This is a genomic window from Providencia alcalifaciens (assembly GCF_915403165.1).
GTDB lineage: Bacteria > Pseudomonadota > Gammaproteobacteria > Enterobacterales > Enterobacteriaceae > Providencia > Providencia alcalifaciens_C.
Map to the genome: position 1 here is coordinate 875,453 of NZ_OU659204.1, position 19,731 is coordinate 895,183.

18 protein-coding genes are annotated in these 19,731 nt (G+C 44.0%); 5 read left to right on the forward strand and 13 right to left on the reverse strand.

Features of this window, described 5'->3' with window-relative positions; genetic code table 11:
- Positions 1–6: 6 nt before the first annotated feature.
- The 8 genes from hpaH to LDO73_RS03840 all read right to left on the reverse strand — a co-directional run bounded on the left by hpaH (position 7) and on the right by LDO73_RS03840 (position 8,006).
- Positions 7–810: a 2-oxo-hept-4-ene-1,7-dioate hydratase gene (hpaH, locus tag LDO73_RS03805; protein ID WP_036954012.1), complete on the reverse strand. Its 804-nt coding sequence runs from the start codon at positions 808–810 to the stop codon at positions 7–9.
- A gap of 91 nt (positions 811–901) precedes the next feature.
- Entirely contained in the window at positions 902–2,365 is a 1,464-nt protein-coding gene (locus tag LDO73_RS03810; RefSeq protein ID WP_224060265.1) for an NAD-dependent succinate-semialdehyde dehydrogenase, read from the reverse strand.
- The gene (locus LDO73_RS03815) at positions 2,362–3,591 is read right to left on the reverse strand and encodes a Bcr/CflA family multidrug efflux MFS transporter (RefSeq protein ID WP_224060266.1); all 1,230 of its coding nucleotides are present in this window, start codon (positions 3,589–3,591) and stop codon (positions 2,362–2,364) included. The genes LDO73_RS03810 and LDO73_RS03815 overlap by 4 nt, the downstream gene beginning before the upstream one ends.
- A 56-nt stretch (positions 3,592–3,647) precedes the next feature.
- Positions 3,648–4,031: a 5-carboxymethyl-2-hydroxymuconate Delta-isomerase gene (locus LDO73_RS03820; protein ID WP_224060267.1), complete on the reverse strand. Its 384-nt coding sequence runs from the start codon at positions 4,029–4,031 to the stop codon at positions 3,648–3,650.
- A 9-nt stretch (positions 4,032–4,040) separates the two neighbouring features.
- The gene (gene hpaD / locus LDO73_RS03825; protein ID WP_224060268.1) at positions 4,041–4,922 is read right to left on the reverse strand and encodes a 3,4-dihydroxyphenylacetate 2,3-dioxygenase; all 882 of its coding nucleotides are present in this window, start codon (positions 4,920–4,922) and stop codon (positions 4,041–4,043) included.
- Between the two features lie 218 nt (positions 4,923–5,140).
- Positions 5,141–6,607 (reverse strand): 5-carboxymethyl-2-hydroxymuconate semialdehyde dehydrogenase, encoded by a 1,467-nt coding sequence (gene hpaE, locus LDO73_RS03830; RefSeq protein ID WP_224060269.1) that lies wholly within the window; start codon positions 6,605–6,607, stop codon positions 5,141–5,143.
- Entirely contained in the window at positions 6,607–7,374 is a 768-nt protein-coding gene (locus tag LDO73_RS03835; protein ID WP_108479481.1) for a fumarylacetoacetate hydrolase family protein, read from the reverse strand. Before LDO73_RS03835 ends, hpaE begins: the two co-directional genes overlap by 1 nt.
- Before the next feature lie 2 nt (positions 7,375–7,376).
- A complete protein-coding gene (locus tag LDO73_RS03840; protein WP_224060270.1) occupies positions 7,377–8,006 on the reverse strand; it encodes a fumarylacetoacetate hydrolase family protein in 630 nt (209 codons plus the stop codon).
- 394 nt (positions 8,007–8,400) lie between these two features.
- On the opposite strand from LDO73_RS03840, the gene hpaR reads away from it, so the two are divergent.
- On the forward strand, positions 8,401–8,853 hold the full coding sequence (gene hpaR / locus LDO73_RS03845) for a homoprotocatechuate degradation operon regulator HpaR (protein ID WP_224060271.1): 453 nt from the start codon (positions 8,401–8,403) through the stop codon (positions 8,851–8,853).
- A gap of 478 nt (positions 8,854–9,331) precedes the next feature.
- Here the strand turns inward: hpaR and LDO73_RS03850 are convergent, their stop codons facing one another.
- The 3 genes from LDO73_RS03850 to LDO73_RS03860 all read right to left on the reverse strand — a co-directional run bounded on the left by LDO73_RS03850 (position 9,332) and on the right by LDO73_RS03860 (position 13,442).
- Positions 9,332–11,338, reverse strand: coding sequence for a BCCT family transporter (locus tag LDO73_RS03850; protein WP_224060272.1), 2,007 nt, complete (start codon positions 11,336–11,338; stop codon positions 9,332–9,334).
- A 627-nt stretch (positions 11,339–11,965) separates the two neighbouring features.
- A complete protein-coding gene (locus LDO73_RS03855) occupies positions 11,966–12,433 on the reverse strand; it encodes a hypothetical protein (RefSeq protein ID WP_224060273.1) in 468 nt (155 codons plus the stop codon).
- A 271-nt stretch (positions 12,434–12,704) separates the two neighbouring features.
- Positions 12,705–13,442 carry an SDR family oxidoreductase gene (locus LDO73_RS03860; protein WP_224060274.1) on the reverse strand — a complete coding sequence of 246 codons (738 nt, stop codon included), beginning with the start codon at positions 13,440–13,442 and terminating at the stop codon, positions 12,705–12,707.
- Between the two features lie 95 nt (positions 13,443–13,537).
- On the opposite strand from LDO73_RS03860, the gene LDO73_RS03865 reads away from it, so the two are divergent.
- Entirely contained in the window at positions 13,538–14,362 is an 825-nt protein-coding gene (locus tag LDO73_RS03865) for a LysR family transcriptional regulator (protein ID WP_224060275.1), read from the forward strand.
- A gap of 101 nt (positions 14,363–14,463) precedes the next feature.
- Here LDO73_RS03865 and LDO73_RS03870 read toward each other — a convergent pair whose 3' ends face one another.
- Both LDO73_RS03870 and cptA read right to left on the reverse strand, forming a co-directional pair.
- Positions 14,464–14,919, reverse strand: coding sequence for a hypothetical protein (locus LDO73_RS03870; protein ID WP_224060276.1), 456 nt, complete (start codon positions 14,917–14,919; stop codon positions 14,464–14,466).
- A gap of 207 nt (positions 14,920–15,126) precedes the next feature.
- A complete protein-coding gene (gene cptA, locus LDO73_RS03875) occupies positions 15,127–16,836 on the reverse strand; it encodes a phosphoethanolamine transferase CptA (protein ID WP_224060277.1) in 1,710 nt (569 codons plus the stop codon).
- A gap of 347 nt (positions 16,837–17,183) precedes the next feature.
- Here cptA and LDO73_RS03880 point away from each other — a divergent pair, with 347 nt between their 5' ends.
- From LDO73_RS03880 to ccmB, 3 genes are read left to right on the forward strand one after another with little or no spacing between them, the layout of a single operon-like run.
- The gene (locus LDO73_RS03880) at positions 17,184–18,362 is read left to right on the forward strand and encodes an ion channel (RefSeq protein WP_224060278.1); all 1,179 of its coding nucleotides are present in this window, start codon (positions 17,184–17,186) and stop codon (positions 18,360–18,362) included.
- 33 nt (positions 18,363–18,395) lie between these two features.
- Complete coding sequence (gene ccmA / locus LDO73_RS03885) at positions 18,396–19,013, forward strand: cytochrome c biogenesis heme-transporting ATPase CcmA (RefSeq protein WP_224060279.1); 618 nt, start codon at positions 18,396–18,398, stop codon at positions 19,011–19,013.
- The gene (ccmB, locus tag LDO73_RS03890) at positions 19,013–19,678 is read left to right on the forward strand and encodes a heme exporter protein CcmB (RefSeq protein WP_224061128.1); all 666 of its coding nucleotides are present in this window, start codon (positions 19,013–19,015) and stop codon (positions 19,676–19,678) included. The genes ccmA and ccmB overlap by 1 nt, the downstream gene beginning before the upstream one ends.
- Positions 19,679–19,731 lie beyond the last annotated feature (53 nt).

Sequence of the window (19,731 nt, forward strand, 5' to 3'; positions counted from 1 at the left end):
AACTCCTTATGCAAAGCGGCAGCTAATTGAGCCCATCACGCCGTAGTCAACGTGGAAAACATCCCCTTTACGAGCAGGAACAGGGCGAGTGAATGAACCGCCAAGGATAATTTGTCCCGGCTGTAGCTCTACATTGTGCGGCGCTAATTTATTGGCTAACCATGCCACGCCATTGGCAGGGTGGTTTAGAACCGCCGCTGCAACGCCAGATTCTTCAATCACGCCGTTACGATAAAGCAGGGCGCTGATCCAACGCATGTCTAAATCGCGAGGTTTAATCGGACGCCCGCCTAAGATCACCGCGCCGTTTGCCGCGTTATCTGAAATGGTGTCGAACACTTTACGCGGACGGTTAGTGTCAGGATCGATATTGTGGCAACGGGCATCGATCAGCTCTAAAGCGGGGATCACATAGTCCGTGGCGTTATACACATCAAATAAGGTGCAGTTAGGGCCGCGAAGCGGTTTTGCTAATACGAATGCCAGTTCAACTTCGATACGCGGAACGATAAAGCGATCAGTTGGAATATCACAGCCATCATCAAAGAACATATCATCGAGCAGTGCGCCATAATCAGGCTCATCAATCTGGGAACTGGCTTGCATCGCTTTGGATGTCAGACCGATTTTATGCCCTTTTAATACGCGCCCTTCCGCCAGTTTTAAGCCAACCCACTCTTTTTGAATGGCATAGGCATCTTCAATGGTCATTTCGGGATGATCCAGTGAGATTTGACGGATTTGCTGGCGGCTTTTTTCCGCTTGGTTTAGGCGTTGAGCGATTGTTGAAATAGTATCTTGTTGCAACATGCTTAAAATGCTCCTGATAACTCTTTGCCCTTCGCATCATTGCGTTATTGCATTAACGCGAAGGGGGAGAGTATGGCTAAATCGGCTATAGTTAGTGGGATAACCCACCGAAACAGAGATATTTCACTTCCAGATAATCTTCGATTCCGTAACGGGAGCCTTCACGACCAAGTCCTGACTGCTTAATGCCACCAAACGGAGCCACTTCATTTGAAATAATGCCCTCGTTAATACCCACCATGCCGCTTTCTAAGGCTTCAGCAACGCGGTAGATACGCCCGATATCCCGTGAATAGAAATAGGATGCCAAACCAAACTCAGTATCATTGGCAAGGTCGATAGCGTCTTGTTCATCACGGAATTTAAACAGTGGCGCTAATGGACCAAATGTCTCTTCTTTCGCTACTTTCATGGATTCAGTCACATTGACTAATACCGTCGGTTCGAAGAACAGACCGCCAAGGCTGGATGATTTACCGCCCGCAGCGATAGATGCACCTTTCGAAACGGCATCCGCGATGTGCTCAGACACTTTATCCACGGCAGCTTGGTTGATGAGCGGGCCTTGCTCTGAATCGGCTTGGGTCGCTGGACCAATTTTTAATGCGCTCACGGCTTTCGCGAGGCGAGCTGCGAACTCATCGTAAACACCTTCTTGGACTAATATACGGTTTGCACACACGCAAGTTTGTCCGCTATTACGGAATTTAGCCGCTAATGCCCCTTGAACTGCGGCGTCTAAATCGGCATCGTCAAATACGATAAACGGTGCGTTACCGCCTAATTCCAATGACATTTTTTTCACGGTATCGGCGCACTGTGCCATCAGTAATTTACCCACGCGGGTAGAACCGGTGAAGGTCAGTTTGCGAACAATTGGGCTTGAAGTCATGACCGCACCAATCGCTTTGGCATCGGTACCTGGAACGATATTGAATACGCCTGCTGGAATACCAGCTTCTTCACCTAACGCGGCTAATGCCAACGCAGATAATGGGGTTTCAGCCGCAGGTTTTAATACCATGGTGCAGCCCGCTGCTAGAGCAGGACCGACTTTGCGGGTGATCATCGCATTTGGGAAGTTCCAAGGGGTGATAGCTGCGACCACACCCACAGGCTGCTTGATGGTCACTAAGCGGCGACCAGGTAGTGGGGATGGGATAGTCTCGCCGTAAGTACGTTTACCTTCTTCGGCAAACCACTCAATAAAGCTGGCTCCGTAGGCAATTTCGCCCATGGATTCATTGATGGATTTACCTTGCTCAGTACTCAGGATCTGCGCAAGTTCTTTTTGGTTTTCCATCATTAAACGGAACCATTTGTTCAGAATTTGGCTACGTTCTTTAGCGCTTTTGGCACGCCATGCTGGCAATGCTTTTTCGGCGGCTTCAATGGCTTGTTGAGTTTCAGTGGCCCCCACATTACTGACGCGAGCAATCACTTCTCCATTTGCTGGGTTAGTCACATCAAACTGGCTGCTGTCTTGGGCATTCACCCATTGACCATTAATGTAAGCCTGCTGGCGGAATAATTTAGAATTGGTGTTTAAGCTCATTTTTCGTTGTTCTCCGAAGACACTGAATGAACGTGTGCGTGGACATTTTTAGCGGACAAGCGTTGGCTTGAAAAACTCAGTCCGGCACAAATCGCCATTACGAGTGCCATAGCAAATGGGGATTCATCTTGTAGTATGGACACTGCAACACTGGCAAGGGCTGCCAAGGCAAACTGAATTGAGATGGCGAGCGCACTGGCGCTGCCTGCGATTTTCCCGCGGTGTTGCAGTAACAGTGACAAACTGTTGGTGCCGATAGCATTCACCATCGATAGGAACAGGACCACTAGGATAACAATAATTGGTAGGCTTTGTTGATAGAAAATTAACAATAGGACACCAAAAATCAATTGGATACCGCTTTGCATGCCCAAAATTCGTGGCAGGCTATACACCTTGAGCAATCGGACGTTAAGCAGCAACATGGCAATCATACCTAAAATATTGCAGCCAAACAGCAGCCCATAATACTGTTCAGAAACACCAAAGTAGTTGATATACACAAACGGTGAACCACTGATAAAGGCGAACATACCGGCAAAAGAGAATGCCATGGTGCCAATGATACTCAGTGCTTCTCGGTCTGTGAGCACCAACCGATAATTATGAAAGGCGACACTGACTAAATTGCGGGATTCACGCTGATGAGGCAAGGTTTCAGGTAGCAGTAAGAAAATCGCTGAAACAGAGCACAGCCCCACGGCCGCAAGCACATAGAAAATCACCTGCCATTCAAAATGAATTAATAAAAAACCGCCCACTAATGGCGCTAATAATGGGGCTATCATGGTGACTAGTGTCATCAGTGACAGTACTTTTGGCAGCTCGCTAGAAGGATACACATCACGGGCAATGGCGCGCGCCATCACTATCGCTGCACCACTGCCAAATGCTTGCAACGCTCTAAAGGTAATTAAGGCATCTGAGCTGGTGGCTTGGGCGCATAGCAGGCTGGCGAGGGTAAAAATGACCAGCCCACTGAGTAACATTTTACGGCGACCCAGCAGATCGCTCAGGGGACCATAAAACAGCATACCGACGCAGAAACCCGCAAAAAATGCCCCGAGGGTGTACTGCATCTGTCCTTGGGTTGCATTCAGCGCTTGCGCCATTTTTGGCAAGGCTGGCAAGTACATATCAATCGATAGGGGGCCGAACGCCACCAGTGAGCCCAGTAACGGGATCAACCAGCGCGGTATCGGCCTATTGGTAAATGAAATTGGCATATTGCCCCCTATCGATATTCATCAATCACGATTTAAATTTTTATGACTTAAGCTTTTTATGATTTAAACAGTGCATGCACATTGTTCTGCTTGTAGTTCAGAACAGGATCAAGCTCTTCCATAGTGAAAGAGAGTGCCAAGTAACGCTTTTCCATCAGAGAGGCAAAATGGGTTTTGATCAGAGCAAACAGCATTTCCCCGGTTTTTTGGCGATCTTCAAGGGAGCGACCTGCGCCAATTTTTAAGGTCATATGCACAAACGCGTAATCGTGTTTGCCATCCGCCATTTGCCAAGTATCCAGCCAGATTGCGCGGCTACGAATGCCCCCTAATGGGAAAATTCCTGTGCCAGCCAGCGCGCTGTTGACCTTAGCGAACAGCTCGGGTAGGGCGGCTTCTTCACGAATATTGTCGGTGCATTCAGCATAAAAATGAGGCATATCCGCTCCTTATGCGTTGGCCGCTTGTTTATCGGCAATAAATTTTGGTAGTGGGAAAATCGCGTTGATTTGCCCTGTACCAGAGCTTGCAAAGAGATCAGTTAATACTTCCACTTTCTGGTCATATTTATCCCAGCCTAATAGACCTAATAACATCACCGTGTCATGCATGTGACCTTCGCCGTAGCAGTAATCCGCATATTCAGGCAGCATTTTGCAGAACTCAGCAAAACGGCCTTCGCGCCACAGTTTGACGACACGTTTATCCATTTGCTCATCAAATTCACGGGTATAGCTATTCATCCCGTTTTCAGCCAGTTGGTCATCAATAAATCGGTGAGACAGTGAACCACTCGCCAGCACCGCGACAGTACCGTCGTATTTTTCAATCGCAGTCAGTACGGCTTCGCCTAATTTGCGGCTATCTTCAAAGCTATGAGAAGTACAAAATGCAGAAATGGAGATCACTTTAAAGTGGCGATCACTGTTCATATAACGCATTGGAACCAGCGTTGCGTACTCCAAAGTTAGGCTTGGAATTTCATGAGCTTGAGCGCGAACACCTAACTTGCGAGCTTCTTCGCCGATCATCTGACCTAATACAGAGTTGCCGTCATACTCATATTCCATATCGCGAATAAAGTGTGGCAGTTCATTACTGGTATAGATGCCTTTGAAGTGATCGGCGCAGTTAATGTGATAAGCGCTGTTGACCAGCCAGTGAGTGTCAAAAACAATAATGGTGTCAACGCCGAGTTCACGACAACGGCGGCTAATTTCTTTGTGACCATCAATGGCCGATTGGCGACAACCGTGGTTTTTACCCGGTAGTTCAGATAGGTACATTGATGGGACGTGTGTTATTTTTGCCGTCAAAGCCAGTTTACCCATTTTATTTCCCCTTATTCGTCATACTTCACGTTGTAGCTGTGTTGGCTTTACTCTGTCACTCGGGTCACATACTTATGTATGCTCCCCGAGATGTCATCGCTTGCCGCCTTGCTACACCGCGAATTATTTAGAATAAGTAGCTGAATTAATTATCATTGATTCAAAATTACTTAAAATAAAGAATGGTGTAGCTTGCTACGGAATCATTTTGCTTTTTATTACACACCCCAGCGTGGGATGTTGTGGTCGCCGTAGGAGATGCAAACATTCTTCATTTCGGCGAAGACTTCGAAGCTATACTCGCCGCCTTCACGACCGACGCCGGAGGCTTTTACGCCGCCGAATGGTTGGCGTAAATCGCGCACGTTTTGGGTGTTAACAAACACCATGCCTGCTTCGATATTGCGAGAAAGACGCAGGATCTTGCTGATATCCTGAGTCCAGATATACGACGCTAGGCCGTATTCAATATCATTTGCCATGCGCAGACCGTCTTCTTCAGTCTTGAATGGGATCAAACAAGCGACTGGTCCGAAAATCTCTTCTTGAGCAACGCGCATGCGGTTATCCACATCCGCCAGAACTGTTGGACGTAGGAAATGACCATTTTTCAGATGCGCAGGGAGATCCGTTGGTTTGTCTGGGCCACCCGCTAGCAGGGTTGCGCCTTCTTCCATACCAATACGGATATAACCAGACACTTTGTTCCAATGCTGTTGACTGATCAGTGCGCCCACTTGAGTTTTCGGATCCGTTGGGTCGCCGACGATCAGGCGATTTGCTCGCTCAGCAAAGCGTTTTACAAATTCTGGGTAAATGCTTTCTTGGATGAAAATACGTGAACCCGCAGTACAACGCTCGCCATTGATAGAGAAAATGGTGAACAGCGCGGCATCCATTGCACGTTCAATATCAGCATCTTCAAAAATCAGAACCGGAGATTTTCCGCCTAATTCCATGGAATATTTTTTCAGACCCGCGTTTTGCATAATGGCGCGACCGGTTGCGGTACCCCCTGTGAAGGAGACTGCGCGAACATCATGGTGTTTCACCAGAGCGTCACCCGCTGTTGCACCATAACCTTGCACCACGTTCAGTACGCCCGCTGGAATTCCGGCTTCAAGGGCTAATTCACCTAAACGGTTTGCAGATAGCGGAGATAATTCAGACATTTTCAGAACCGCGGTGTTACCCAGCGCTAAGCAAGGTGCTGTTTTCCATGTTGCGGTCATAAATGGCACGTTCCACGGAGAAATTAACCCGCAGACACCCACTGGTTGGATCAGGGTGTAGTTCATCATTTTGTCGTCAACCGGATAGGTGCGACCGTTCATTTGCTGGCAAATTTCAGCAAAGAATTCAAAGTTGTGTGACGCGCGAGGGATCAGCACGTTTTTAGTTTGGTGGATAGGTAAACCGGTATCGTTGGTTTCCATCTCAGCAATTTGCGGTACGTTTTCGTCGATCAGTTCACCTAAGCGGCGCATTAAGCGTGCGCGCTCTTTCATTGGGGTGTTTGCCCACTTAGGGAAGGCTTCTTTTGCCGCAGCAACCGCTTGGTTGATCTCGTCTTGGCCGCCTGATGCCACTTCCGCTAATACTTCACCCGTTGCTGGGTTAGTGGTTTCGAAATACTCTTTGCTTTCAACGTTTTTGCCGTTGATCCAATGGTTAATCTTAGTCATCACACTCGCTCCTCATACTCTTTTTCGCTGATGATGGTATTGATCAGCCTGCCTACACCTTCAACTTCCACGATCACTTCGTCACCCGGAACTACGTCAGAAAGTCCTTTCGGCGTGCCCGTTGCGATCATATCGCCCGGTTGCAGTGTCATAAAATCACTCAGGTAGGCAATTAAAAATGGGATATTAAAAATCAGATCCGCGGTGGTGCCTTTTTGACGCAATTCACCATTAACGTAGGTGTACAGTGCGAGATTGTGTGGATCTTTAATATCTGACTTGTCTACCATCCATGGGCCGATTGGCGTCAACGTATCGCGGCTTTTGACGCGCAGGTTTGGACGGTAATAGTTCTCTAAATAGTCACGGATCGCATAGTCATTACACACGGTGTAACCCGCGACATAATCCATGGCATCTTCTTGAGAAACTTTGTGAGCCGCTTTACCAATGATCACCACCAGCTCAGACTCATAATGCATGTATTCAACATTGTCTGGGCGCACGGATACTTGGCGGTGACCTGTTAGGCTATTTTCTGCCTTGATAAAAATAAGTGGTTCTTCAGGTGGCTTAAATTCTAATTCAGTGGCATGGTCGGCATAGTTCAGACCTAACGCGAATAAGGTACCTTGTGCAGGTGGTAGCCACTCAACATCTGCGCTATCGCCAGAAATCACGTTGCCGTTTGGCAGCTTGATGGCTTCGTTGTCACCGACAGTGACAGAATATTCAGTGCCTTGATAACGAATTTTTGCATGTTTCATGATTATTGTCCTCCTGCCGCAACAACACTGTTCTTGAGGCTTGGGAAGCCAGCTGCTTGGATCTCAACCTGATCACCCGGTTTGATGGTGACGCGCTGATGAGGGGTACCCAGTAAAATCACATCCCCTTGTTTTAGGGTGGCAAAATCGCTCAGTGCAGCCACTAATTCGCTTGCGCTACGAACAAGATCCTTGGTTGACCATCTGTCAGCTTCTTGACCGTTAATCAGTGTCACGATCTCAACAGGTGAAGATAATGACGTTTTCACTAACTCGCCAATTGGGCAGAAAGTATCACGGCATTTTGCTTTAATCGCAGGGCGGTAGAAGGTGTCTTCTGGCAGGCTAACTTCATTCGCCAGTGCAAAGCCAGCAATGAACTCCAACGCATTTTGTGCAGTCACTTTGCGTGCATCTTTACCAATCACTAGCGCTAGCGTTGCGCCGCTTTGTACTTCTTCTCCAGCAGGATGCAGGATGTTATCCCCGGAATTAATGCGTGTATTACGCGGCTTAATAAACCACACAGGTGTTTTCGGTGGGGTTTTATAAGGGGCTTGCTGGAACGCCTCGAGCCAATGATCAAGCTGGCTTTGATGGTTGAGGGCAACGGCAAAAACAGTGCCTTTCATTGACAACTCCTTATTAAAAATAATCTATTCTGGGTAATTATTAATATATTAATAAAGTATTATTTTGCAATAAGCAATAGCTTTATGGAAATGTTAATTTTAATTGTGATCTTATTAACATTATCTAAGGTTACATATGTAAGTTGCTGTTATTAATCTTATTATTATTTTTTGAATTTTTAAAAATTCACAATAAATTAACTTATATTTTTTAAATAAGTTTATTTACTCATTAATATTTTAGGTTTTTTCTTTGAGATTGTTATTGCTGCATGCTACTCTTGTATTTAAGATAATAAAGGGTGTTTGTTACTTGACGTAACTGGCACGGAGGCTAATTAAACACTCTTGCGAGTGCTTAATAACGTTAAATTAAGTGGTGAGTTTTAAGCTTATGCATGAATCATTGACAATTGCATTATTACAGGCACGAGAGACCGCAATGGGCTTCTTTCGACCAATATTAAAGTCCTATAATTTGACCGAACAGCAATGGCGTATCATTCGCGTGCTAGCGGATAATCGCTCTATTGATTTTCATGAATTATCAGTGCAAACCTGTATTTTGCGTCCAAGCTTAACGGGGATTTTGACCCGTATGGAACGCGAAGGGCTTATTTTCCGTTTAAAGCCATTGAATGACCAACGTAAACTGTATGTCTCGCTGACCCCTACAGGGCAAGAGTTGTATGACAAGGCGCGTCAGGAAGTTGAAGAGGGCTATCAAAAGATTGAACAGGCTTTCTCTCAAGAGAAAATGCAGCAATTGACGGCTCTGCTTGATGAGTTGATTGCTCTGGAAAGCCCGGATTACAGCAATATTATGGATAGAAATAAGACAGCCTAGATATGCTCGTCATACTTTGAACCGCAGCGTTGTTGGCTGCGCTCAGCTACTCGGGTCATATACTTATATATGCTTCCCGAGATAGCTTCTCTTACCGCCCTAAATACTCGTCATACTTTGAACCGCAGCGTTGTTGGCTGCGCTCAGCTACTCGGGTCACATACTTGTGTATGCTCCCCGAGATAGCTTCTCTTACCGCCTAGCTGCAATTCAAATTATTTAGAGTATTGCTTGTGGCATGCTTTGAACCGCAGCGTTGTTGGTTGCGCTCAGCTACTCGGGTCACATACTTGTGTATGCTTCCCGAGATAGCTTCTCTTACCGCCTAAATACTCGTCATACTTTGAACCGCAGCGTTGTTGGCTGCGCTCAGCTACTCGGGTCACATACTTGTGTATGCTCCCCGAGATAGCTTCGCTTACCGCCTAGCTGCAATTCAAATTATTTAGAGTATGCATTTGGGGCATATTTTTAGCGATTACTTGCCGAGCAAGTGCAAGAAATGAATATGTTTTTCATATTGGTCGAGGATGTCATGAATGATTTGCTCTTTCGCCCAGCCCATCACGTCGTAATCCTGCCCACCTTCTTTTAAGTGAATTTCTGCGCGGTAGTATTTTTGCTCTTCACTGCGCTCTTCATCATTTTCTGTTCCCATACCTGCAAGGGCAAAGGCCGGCTGAATATAGTAACGTAGGCGAACTTCATAGAAAAAGTTCATATCTTCGCCTAAATCCACCTCAAATCCGATCCTATCGTCTTTATCTGTATGGATATGGCAAACCGTGCCCTGTTTGGCGAGTTCCTCAGAAACCATCTCCATGGATGGCTTCACGGACTCTTCCATAAAACGTTTTACATGAGCGCGTTTTGGGAAGTAGACAATATTACGTAAACGGCGTTGCCATGGAATAGGGTTACGGCTTGCGGTTGGTGCAATGGTAGCTAATTGCTGGCTATCGCGTTTATAGGCATCCACGCGCAAGGCTTTAAATAATCCATAAATAGAGATAAGTAATACGATAACAAACGGTAGGGCACTAGCGATTGTCAAGGTTTGCAAGGCTTGTAGGCCGCCAGCAAGTAACATGACGATTGCCACAACCCCCATTAAACCCGCCCAGAAAATACGTTGCCAGACAGGCGTATCGGAATCGCCTCCTGAGGCGAGGGTATCGACCACCATGGCACCGGAGTCTGCGGAGGTAACAAAGAATACCACCACCATCAACATGGCGAAGAAAGATAATACCGTTGAGAACGGGAAGTAAGTTAGAAACTCAAATAGGGCGAGGGAAACATTAGATTGAACAGTTTCGGCTAAGCGAGTTGCACCTTGATTTTTAATTAAATCAATGGCGGTATTTCCAAAGAATGTCATCCACATCAGTGTGAAACCAGCCGGAACAAACAGCACGCCAGTGACAAACTCACGAATGGTACGGCCGCGAGAAATTCTTGCGATAAACATCCCAACAAACGGTGACCATGATAGCCACCAACCCCAATACAGTAGTGTCCAGCCCCCTAGCCAATCACTGGATTTGGGTTCGTAGGCATATAAATTAAACGTTTTGCTGACGATCTCTGAGAGGTATCCCCCAGTATTTTCCACAAAGGATTTTAGCAATAATACCGTGGGGCCTAAGATCACAATTAGCAACAATAGGAGGAAGGCAAGACCGAGGTTCAGCTCAGATAAAATGCGGATCCCTTTATCTAACCCAGATACGACGGATAAGGTCGCGAGAGCCGTGAAGGTGATAATCAAACCAACTTGCACGGTCTCATTCACCGGTAAACCGAACAGGTGGTTCATTCCCGCGTTAACTTGCAGTACCCCAAAGCCTAGAGAGGTCGCGACACCAAACACGGTACCGACCACCGCAAACACATCTACAGCATGACCTAAAGGACCATAAATTCGGTCACCAATAATCGGGTATAGGGCTGAGCGTAGGGTGAGTGGTAAACCGTGGCGATAGCTAAAAAAGGCCAAAATTAAAGCGACAATGGCGTAGATAGCCCAAGCGTGTAATCCCCAATGGAAGAACGTTAGGCGCATGGCTTCTTTGGCGGCTTCTACGGTTTGTGGATCCCCCACTGGTGGGTTGAGATAGTGCATGACAGGCTCGGCAACGCCGAAGAACATCAAGCCGATCCCCATACCCGCGGAGAACAACATGGCAAACCAAGAGACATAGCTGAAGTTGGGCTGTGCGTGGTCAGGACCTAATTTTATCTGTCCATAACGCGAGAGTCCCAGATAAGTCACACTCAACAAAATGATGGCTACAGCAAGAATGTAGAACCAACTGGCGTTGTTAAATAGGTTCTTTTGAAGATGACTTAGATGAGATTCTGCCATTTCAGGCATTAAGGCGGCAAAACCGACGATAAGCATAATAATGATAGCCGAACTGTAAAATACAGGGGGGCTGATTTTGGTACGTAATTTTTTGTTTTCAGTCACGTTTTGACTCATAACGACCTTCTTTGATTTTTATTTTATTTTTTGCATACCAATCTTAAGGGGGCATGCGGCGAGCTGTCCTTCTGAATGAAACAATAGGCTATTGCGAAAGGGTTTCCCTATAGGAAACGAAATAGAAAGAACAATAAAATGGCTAAATTGTGAGCGTTGATAACGGTGATTTACGGCTGAATTATCAACAAAAATTGGTAAGTGGTGACCCCCTTTGAACCCGGTTATGAACAAAAAACGAAAGGGTATACTGCCATGGTAGGCATCAATGATCAACCTAGGGATAAAAATGAGATATATTTAAGGTTAAAATATCATGTTATTTATCATGCGATTGCAATTTAAATGTGGTAAATATTGAGATTAATAATATGAAGTAAATCAGATGAGTAAAATCCTCGGTTATGTCTGTAAAAATTGATAACAATTCAACGATCTATAGAGACTGTTGAAGATAATTATTTACCATTATTTAGCGGATATGCAGCCACTTAACATAAGTGCAGTACATAAAAATTAAAAATCGAATAGCTGGCATAATAATCCTTTGAATAATAAAATATTATTCGAAAATAAAAGTTAAATAGGGGGTGTTTTCCCGTATTTAACTTTTAATTAAACGCGTATTTAGAACTTATAAATACCATCAATTTGTTTGATCCACCAAAGACCATTGGCATCTTTGACTAGGTCAATACTTGAGCTTTCTTCGAGCCATTCGGTAGGACTATGGCGAGTGACATAAGGCAGCTCAATACGGTAATAATAGGTACGAGCAGTGTCATGCTTATCTTTAGTCATCTCTCTCATTTTCAGGTTTTTATAACCGCCCCCATTTTTGATGTATTTACCAATATTTTCAACGGCAACAAAAATAAGGCTAGCTTCTGGATCTTCATTTATTTCAGTTAATTCACTTGGTAATAAAATATTTTTTATTGTATTTGAGTTACCGGTATAGAAAGCTTCAATGTAGGTTTGTGCTACGGAATCAGGGGATGTTTGGTCGGCTTTTTTCCCAAAACCAGGTAAGGATGCACAAGCTGATAAGAAGAAGATAAAGATAAATACAGTTGCCACTCTCAATGAACGCATAATATTTCCTTATTTTTATTTCCTAAAATGAAACAGCATAATAAGATTAAAAAATAGACAAGCTAAAGAGGAGTAATCTTAATTCGAGTAATCTCAGTCAGTGGAGCTTTATTTTAAATAAATGAGAGAAACTAATATGATTGAGTCGTGTATTGCTTGAATTGTTGGTCGCTATCGGTATTTATTATTTTATCTTTAGTGGGAGTTGACTAAGGAGATAAATTGACTCCCCTTAGCCATGATTATTTTGATTTATTTAGTCATCAAAAACTCAAGCACCTTGGCGGGTTGCCGCTAAAACAATTTCACGGATACACACACTTTGTGGCTGGGAATAAGCAAATAGGATTGCATTAGCGACATCTTCTGGGGCTAAAACTTTTCCACCCATATCTTGTTTCCATGATTGGTAACCAGCTTTAATATCATTGTTGGTTGTATGGCTTAATAGTTCAGTCTCTACAGCACCAGGAGCAATGACGACAACTCTGACATTATGGGGTGAAAGTTCTTCTCGTAAGTTTTCAGATAACCCATGTACCGCAAATTTTGTCCCCACATAAGCCACATGGTTTGGGAATGTCTTACGTCCAGCGACAGAACTGATATTAATAATTGTGCCTGCATTACGCTTAATCATGCCATCGGTGACGGCATGAATTCCATTCAGAAGTCCTTTTACATTCACATCTAACATTTGTGTCCATTCATCAGGATTTTGATTTTCAATATTACCAAGTAGCATAATACCGGCATTATTGATGATGGCATCGACGGGACCAAATTGTTGCTCAGCGTCTTTTACTGCAGCTTGAAATGATTGACGGTCTGTGACATCAACAGCTCGACATAATGTATTGGGTAAATTAAGTGCTTCCATTAACTCAACACGACGGGCTAATAACAGCAATGCATGACCCCGCTCAGAAAGTAATTTTGCAGTAGCTTGACCAATACCCGAACTTGCACCAGTGATCACGACCAGAGGTTTGCTATTTTGTATGTTCATTTTTTCACCTATAAATATAATTGATGTGTATACTTTAAAATCGAATTAAAATGAAAAAAAATAGTTTATTTTTCTTACAGGCATAAGAAATATCTATGGATAAGCGACAACTGAGAGCATTTATTTGTGTATTTGAAGAGCGGAATATCACACATGCCGCTGAATTGCTGCATGTCACACAACCTGCATTATCCTCAACAATAAAAGCGCTTGAAGATGAACTGGATACGCAATTGTTTATCCGTAAGCCTCGAGGTGTTGATGTCACTGAGCATGCGCGGATGTTGTACCCCCATGCTTGTCGAATGATTAATGATATGGATGTGCTTGCCTCGCGTTTTTCAAAACGTCAAAGCCAAACCGAGTTAACGATCGGTATTGAACAAGATATACCATCCTCTTGCTTAAGCTATCTTTTAGAGGCAATACAACATAATTTAGACCATATTCAATTAACATTAGACCCAGGCTGCACGGGAAATATTCGTTTAGGATGTGAAAGTTTACGCTGTGAAGATGAATTATTTATTACGCTTTTTGATGATGACTATGCGCTCGCTTATCCTGTTGACCACCCTATCTCTCAAATAGACGAATTAACGTTAGCACATCTTTATAATCAGAATTGGATTCTGTACCCAGAGTCTGATTTTCATCAACGGTTTCAATTATTTTATGATTCATCCGTGGGTGGAAATAGCACCAATGCGGGGTCATTTTCTTTAGCGTTAGATCTCGTTGAGGCGGGTTTTGGGTTAACGATAGCGCCATCTCTGCTTATTAAATCCCGTTGTCATTTAGCGTATCGACAACTGCCCAGTTATCCTCTGCCACATAGAATCGGTATTTGCTATACCATTCAAGCATTAGAAAATTATGGGGTATCGCAATTACTGAGTATTTTAAATAAAAGTGTGTAGCAACAAATTCAAATAAATAACGTGCAAGGGAATGCTCACTTGCACGTGGGATTGACCACTATTTTTTTGTATTCGCTCAAACTTAATCTGACAGTTGCCAGTTATTTTTTCGCATCATTCTGCGATTTTAATGCTTCAGTTTTGTTTTTCGCATCAGTAGCGAGTTCGTCAGCTTTGTTAATGGCATCTGTTTTCATGTCTTGCGCTTTTTCTGAAAACTCACTAGATGCTTTGTCATACTGTTCTTTGAGTTTATCGGCGGAGTCGGATGCATCTTGTTTCAGCTCATCCGCTTTTTTCTCACCTTGGTCAGCTAACGCTTTGGCTTTGTCTGAGAGTTCAGATGTTTTGTCAGAAACATCGTTTTTCACATCTTGCGCGGTGGCTTTTGCGCTATCAGATAACTCAGTCGCTTTTTGCTCAGTCGCGTCTTTTAACTGGGTAGCTTTTTCTTCGACTTGTTGAACCGCGCTGTCTTTTTTGGATGAGTCATCACAGCCAGCAACAAGAGTTAATACGCCAGCAACAACAAGAGAAGAAATGATTTTATGTTTCATTATTAATTCCTTAACAGGTCATGTTAGAAAAATACTAATTAAACGGTAAATTCACTTGGGGCTAAAATACCGACATAGACACATCAAAATGTAGCACATGAAATGGCGAAAGATCCATGTAGCGTCTGTAAAGATGTGTGGGAAGGAGCTTGTGTTAGACGGAGATAGTGCGCAAGTGAGTAAACACCCACTTGCGCTGATTGAGGGTTATTTCTTTAAGTCATCATACAGCATCATGGATGCTTTATTTTCTGGGTCACCAATCCAACGAGGTTGTGGTTGGTACTCATTGTTAATCAGACTTTTTTGTGGCTCAAATCCGGTGTATTTCAGACCCGCTAAATCAGACCATGTATAGATAAAATCCATATTGCTGTATGGGCGAGCGGTTTTATCTTTCAAGTCAAATTGATGAGTCTGTAACCATTCTGGCGACTGCCAAACTAAGAATGGTACGTTGTACATCACTTTGCTTGGCTTGCCTTCGCTACGGCCTAACATTTCATGTGGTGGCGTATCGTAAACATCTTCACCATGATCGGAGAAGAAGACCAAGAAGCCATTTTCTTTTGAAGAATCGAAATCTTTAATCAGCGTAGAGACCACAAAGTCATTGTAATGCTGAGCATTATCATAGGCATTGTAATCTTTGATTTGGTCGCCTTTTAAGTTAGTTGGTACTGGGCTATTGCTATCGGTAAAGATAGTTTTATCTTCAGGATAACGGAACTCATAGCGCATATGGGTACCAAGTAGGTGCACCACAATAAATTTCTTCTCAGCAGGATCGGCAAGCGCTTCTTTAAATGGGTCTAATACCACGTCATCATAGATACGTGAGCTTTGAGCCATGTCATTATTCAAATAATATTGCTTATCAGTTTGACGAGAGAACGCCGTTAACAGCGTATTTCGCTCAGTCATGGTTTGCTGGTTAGTGATCCAGAATGTTTTAAAACCTGCTTGCTTCATCATATTCATGATAGATGGGCGGGAATTAAACAGATCAGGCTCCGTCTCTGAAGCAAAAGTTAAAATTTGCTGCAACGCTTCGATGGTATAAGGACGTGGCGTAACCACATCATTAAAGACCGCCAAGTTGTTTGGATACTGTTTTTCCAGTTGATCAAGCTCTGGCGTTGTTTGGCGAGAATAGCCATACAAGCTCATTCTGTCGCGGCTGGTGGATTCACCAATCACCAAAACAAACGTTCTTGGGGTATTGCCATTGGCATCGGCAAAGTTTTCTAACGGTGGAATTTTGCTGTTGTCGCGGATTAATTCTTCCATGTTTGCCAGTTGGTTCTTATACAGGAAGTAACCACTTACAAACTGCCATGGTGCGGCATACGCTAATTTACTGTTAACGTAGGAAACGACGTTCTCAAAAGGACGCTGCTGTTTGATGGCTTTATTGTAGTAAGGCACACCAAATAGCACGATCAGAACGAGCGCAGACACAATCACGCGCCCTGGCACTGGCAACGTGACGGGTTTCAAACGTGTCCATAGGAAAATAGCACCGAGGGTGTAAGCCAAAATCACCGCAATCACTTTAAAGCTCAGATATTGGCGTAAGAATTCACCCGCTTCGTTGGTGTTGGTTTCGAACATCACAAACATCACGCTTTGGGATAATTGATGCCCATACACCACGAAATAAGCCAGAGCGACGACCGAGGATAGCCATAAAACAATCCCGATTAAGCCTGCCACCAGTTTGATTTTTCGAGGGAAAAATAGCGCGGGAACGAGCCAAAGTGAGCTATAGAGTAAAGAATCTCTTAACCCGATGGTGTTACTTTGTCCCGTAACAACCACGTACAGCTGCAGTAAAGATGAAAAATACCAGAAAAATATTAACAGCCAGAACAAGGACATCCAGCTAAACTTTCCTGCTTTTATCGAATTAACCATAAATTTTTAGCTCTTAATTATTAGTTTCGTTAGGTAACAATCAAAACATAGTCGAAAAATCGTTTTTTAGATAGATAGTTATCGAGTAAGTTCAAATTATATTAAGAATGCATTCATTGTAGATAAGGACTAATTTATTACACTGTTTATCAATGATTTTTAAATCACGTATAAATTTTTCTTTTAGGCGCTCATTTAATGATTAACTCATTAAGAAATGAAGCTTTCCTTCACATTTTTCATTTATTGCATAAGCAATGGAATTGATATTATTCTTTGTTAATCTATTAGCTGGAAATATTGATGGCATTTAATTGATAGGGGATGCTTAATGCGAGGCATAAACGATGCTAGATAACGCCTTTGTGGCTTTTTTGAAATCTGCTTTAGCCGTGAGAATTCTGCTCTCCATTTTGATTATTGTTGATGGCGGACTCATCTTGAAGCCCATCTTAAGTGCTTACACGGACTATATCGATTGGCGTCAAAGTGGATTTACCGAGTGGTTAAAATCCTTAGGGTTTATGAAACTGTTGGATATTCCCCGCTTCTTGCTGGGTATCTCGCTTATTTTTCTTTCGTTATTTATGATCAATGGCGCGCGCATCGCCTGGGTTTTCGCGCTCTTGTTATTGGCAATCATTGCCTTTGTTGATTTAAAAGTGGCAACGGAACATGTGCGCCAAGGTTATTTCTCTTTTGGCTTGTTGGTGGCATTAACACTCTTTTGGAAACTGTACCCTCGGCACAGTATCAGTAGCGCAGGGTTTGTTGCGCTCACCTGTATTATTTCATTATTGCTTTATTCCATTTTCGGTACGTTGTATATCGGCGATGAATTCTTGCCCGTTGTGAAAGATGGCTCCACGGCATTTTATTTTGCGCTGGTGTGCATGACGACAGTAGGATTTGGCGATATTGTTCCTGTCTCTATGGATGCTAGAGTCTTTACGGTAACGGTGATTATTTTAGGGATCACCATTTTTACTACCTCCGTGGTGTATGTGGTGGGCGTATTAGCCAAAGGTACCAAAGAGATTGTTCGCAAGAGGTTTTCATATATGAAAAGTCATTATGTGGTGATTGGTAGTACACCGATGGCGGTCAACGTCTACCAAGCACTGAAAAAACGGGAGCTGCCTGTCGCCGTGATTTGCCAAGAAAGTCACCGCAGCCACTATCCCGAAAAAGATAATATCGTGACAGGCGACCCAACAGACTCCGCTTTATTGGCAGAAGCCAATGTGAAACAGGCGAAATGTGTGCTGATCATGACCGATAGCGATTCATTAAGCACCTTTGCCTTACTCGGTGTAAAAGCGCAATCGGGCAGTAAAAGCGAAGCGAAAACCGTGGTATTGGTGAACCAAGAGTCAAACATGGATAAAATCCGTTTGCTGAACCCGGATATGCTGTTTTCACTCTCATCCCTTGGCTCGGAAGTTTTGATGCAAGTGCTTTGCGGTGAAACAATTTCTAATGACAGCATTAGTGATATGCTGCTGAACAAAATTACAAAAAGCTAGCGACCTCACGGATGTTAAAAGGAAATCAGCCTTATGTTAAGTGCGGATAAAATTACCTGCCATCGACAAAATAGAACGCTATTCCGGCAGCTAGATTTTTCGGTTTTGCCGAATCAAATTTTGCAGGTCGAAGGGCCTAATGGGGCAGGGAAAACCACACTGTTACGCATGATGGCTGGGTTATTAAACCCAGATGAAGGCGAAATTTTATGGCAGCAGCAATCCATTGAAAAGCTTAAAGAAGAGTTTACTCGCTACTTGCTGTATCTGGGACATAAACCGGCCGTAAAGTCACTGCTAACCCCTTATGAAAACCTGAAATTTTATTACCAAATGCACCACAAAGAACCCGAAGGCGACAAAATCTGGTCTGCGCTCGAAGAAGTCTCTTTGATGGGATATGAAGATATTCCTGTCGGGCAGCTTTCAGCAGGGCAGCAGCGCCGAGTCAACCTTGCTCGCTTATGGTTAAGTGATGCACCACTGTGGATTTTGGATGAGCCATTCACGGCCATTGATGTGGCGGGGGTCAATCGTTTAACTGAGCGTTTTCATCAACATGCAGAGCAAGGCGGCATGATTTTATTTACGTCACACCAAGCGATGATGGGGCACTTTGGGACATTAAAACTGACAGGCGGGTACGAGTGATGTTTTGGCTATTAATAAAAAGAGAACTCAAAATTGCCTTTCGTAGCTTCTCCGAATTGGTTAACCCACTGTGGTTTTTCTTAATCGTCATCACACTATTTCCGTTGAGTATTGGGCCTGAACCGCAATTGTTGGCGCGAATTTCCGTAGGGATTTTCTGGGTGGCCGCCATTTTATCGTCGCTGTTATCGCTAGAACGCTTATTTAAAGATGACTATCTAGATGGCTCGTTAGAGCAATTATTGCTGGCACCAAATCCCCTGTTCGTCACTGTTTTAGCCAAAGTGATTTCCCACTGGCTAGTGACGGGGCTGCCGCTGGTGCTACTTTCCCCTGTTGCGGCGGTAATGCTATCAATTAATGGGGAGACATTATTGGTGTTGGCGGGCACGTTATTATTAGGAACACCAGTATTGAGCTTTATTGGTGCGATTGGTGCGGCGCTCACCGTATCCTTAAAAAAAGGGGGCGTGCTGGTCAGCTTACTGGTGCTGCCGCTGTATATTCCGGTGTTAATTTATGCGACTGGCACTATGGAAGCATACAGTTTTAATATGCCACTTGGCGGATATTTTGCGATCCTCGGCGCACTGTTCGCGGCAAGCATAACCTTTTCTCCGTTGGCCATTGCTGCTGCATTAAAGATCAACGTGAGTAACAGCTAGGGGAGATTTTTTCCAACTGAGCTGATACAGTCGGTGAAGTGATGCACAGTGTA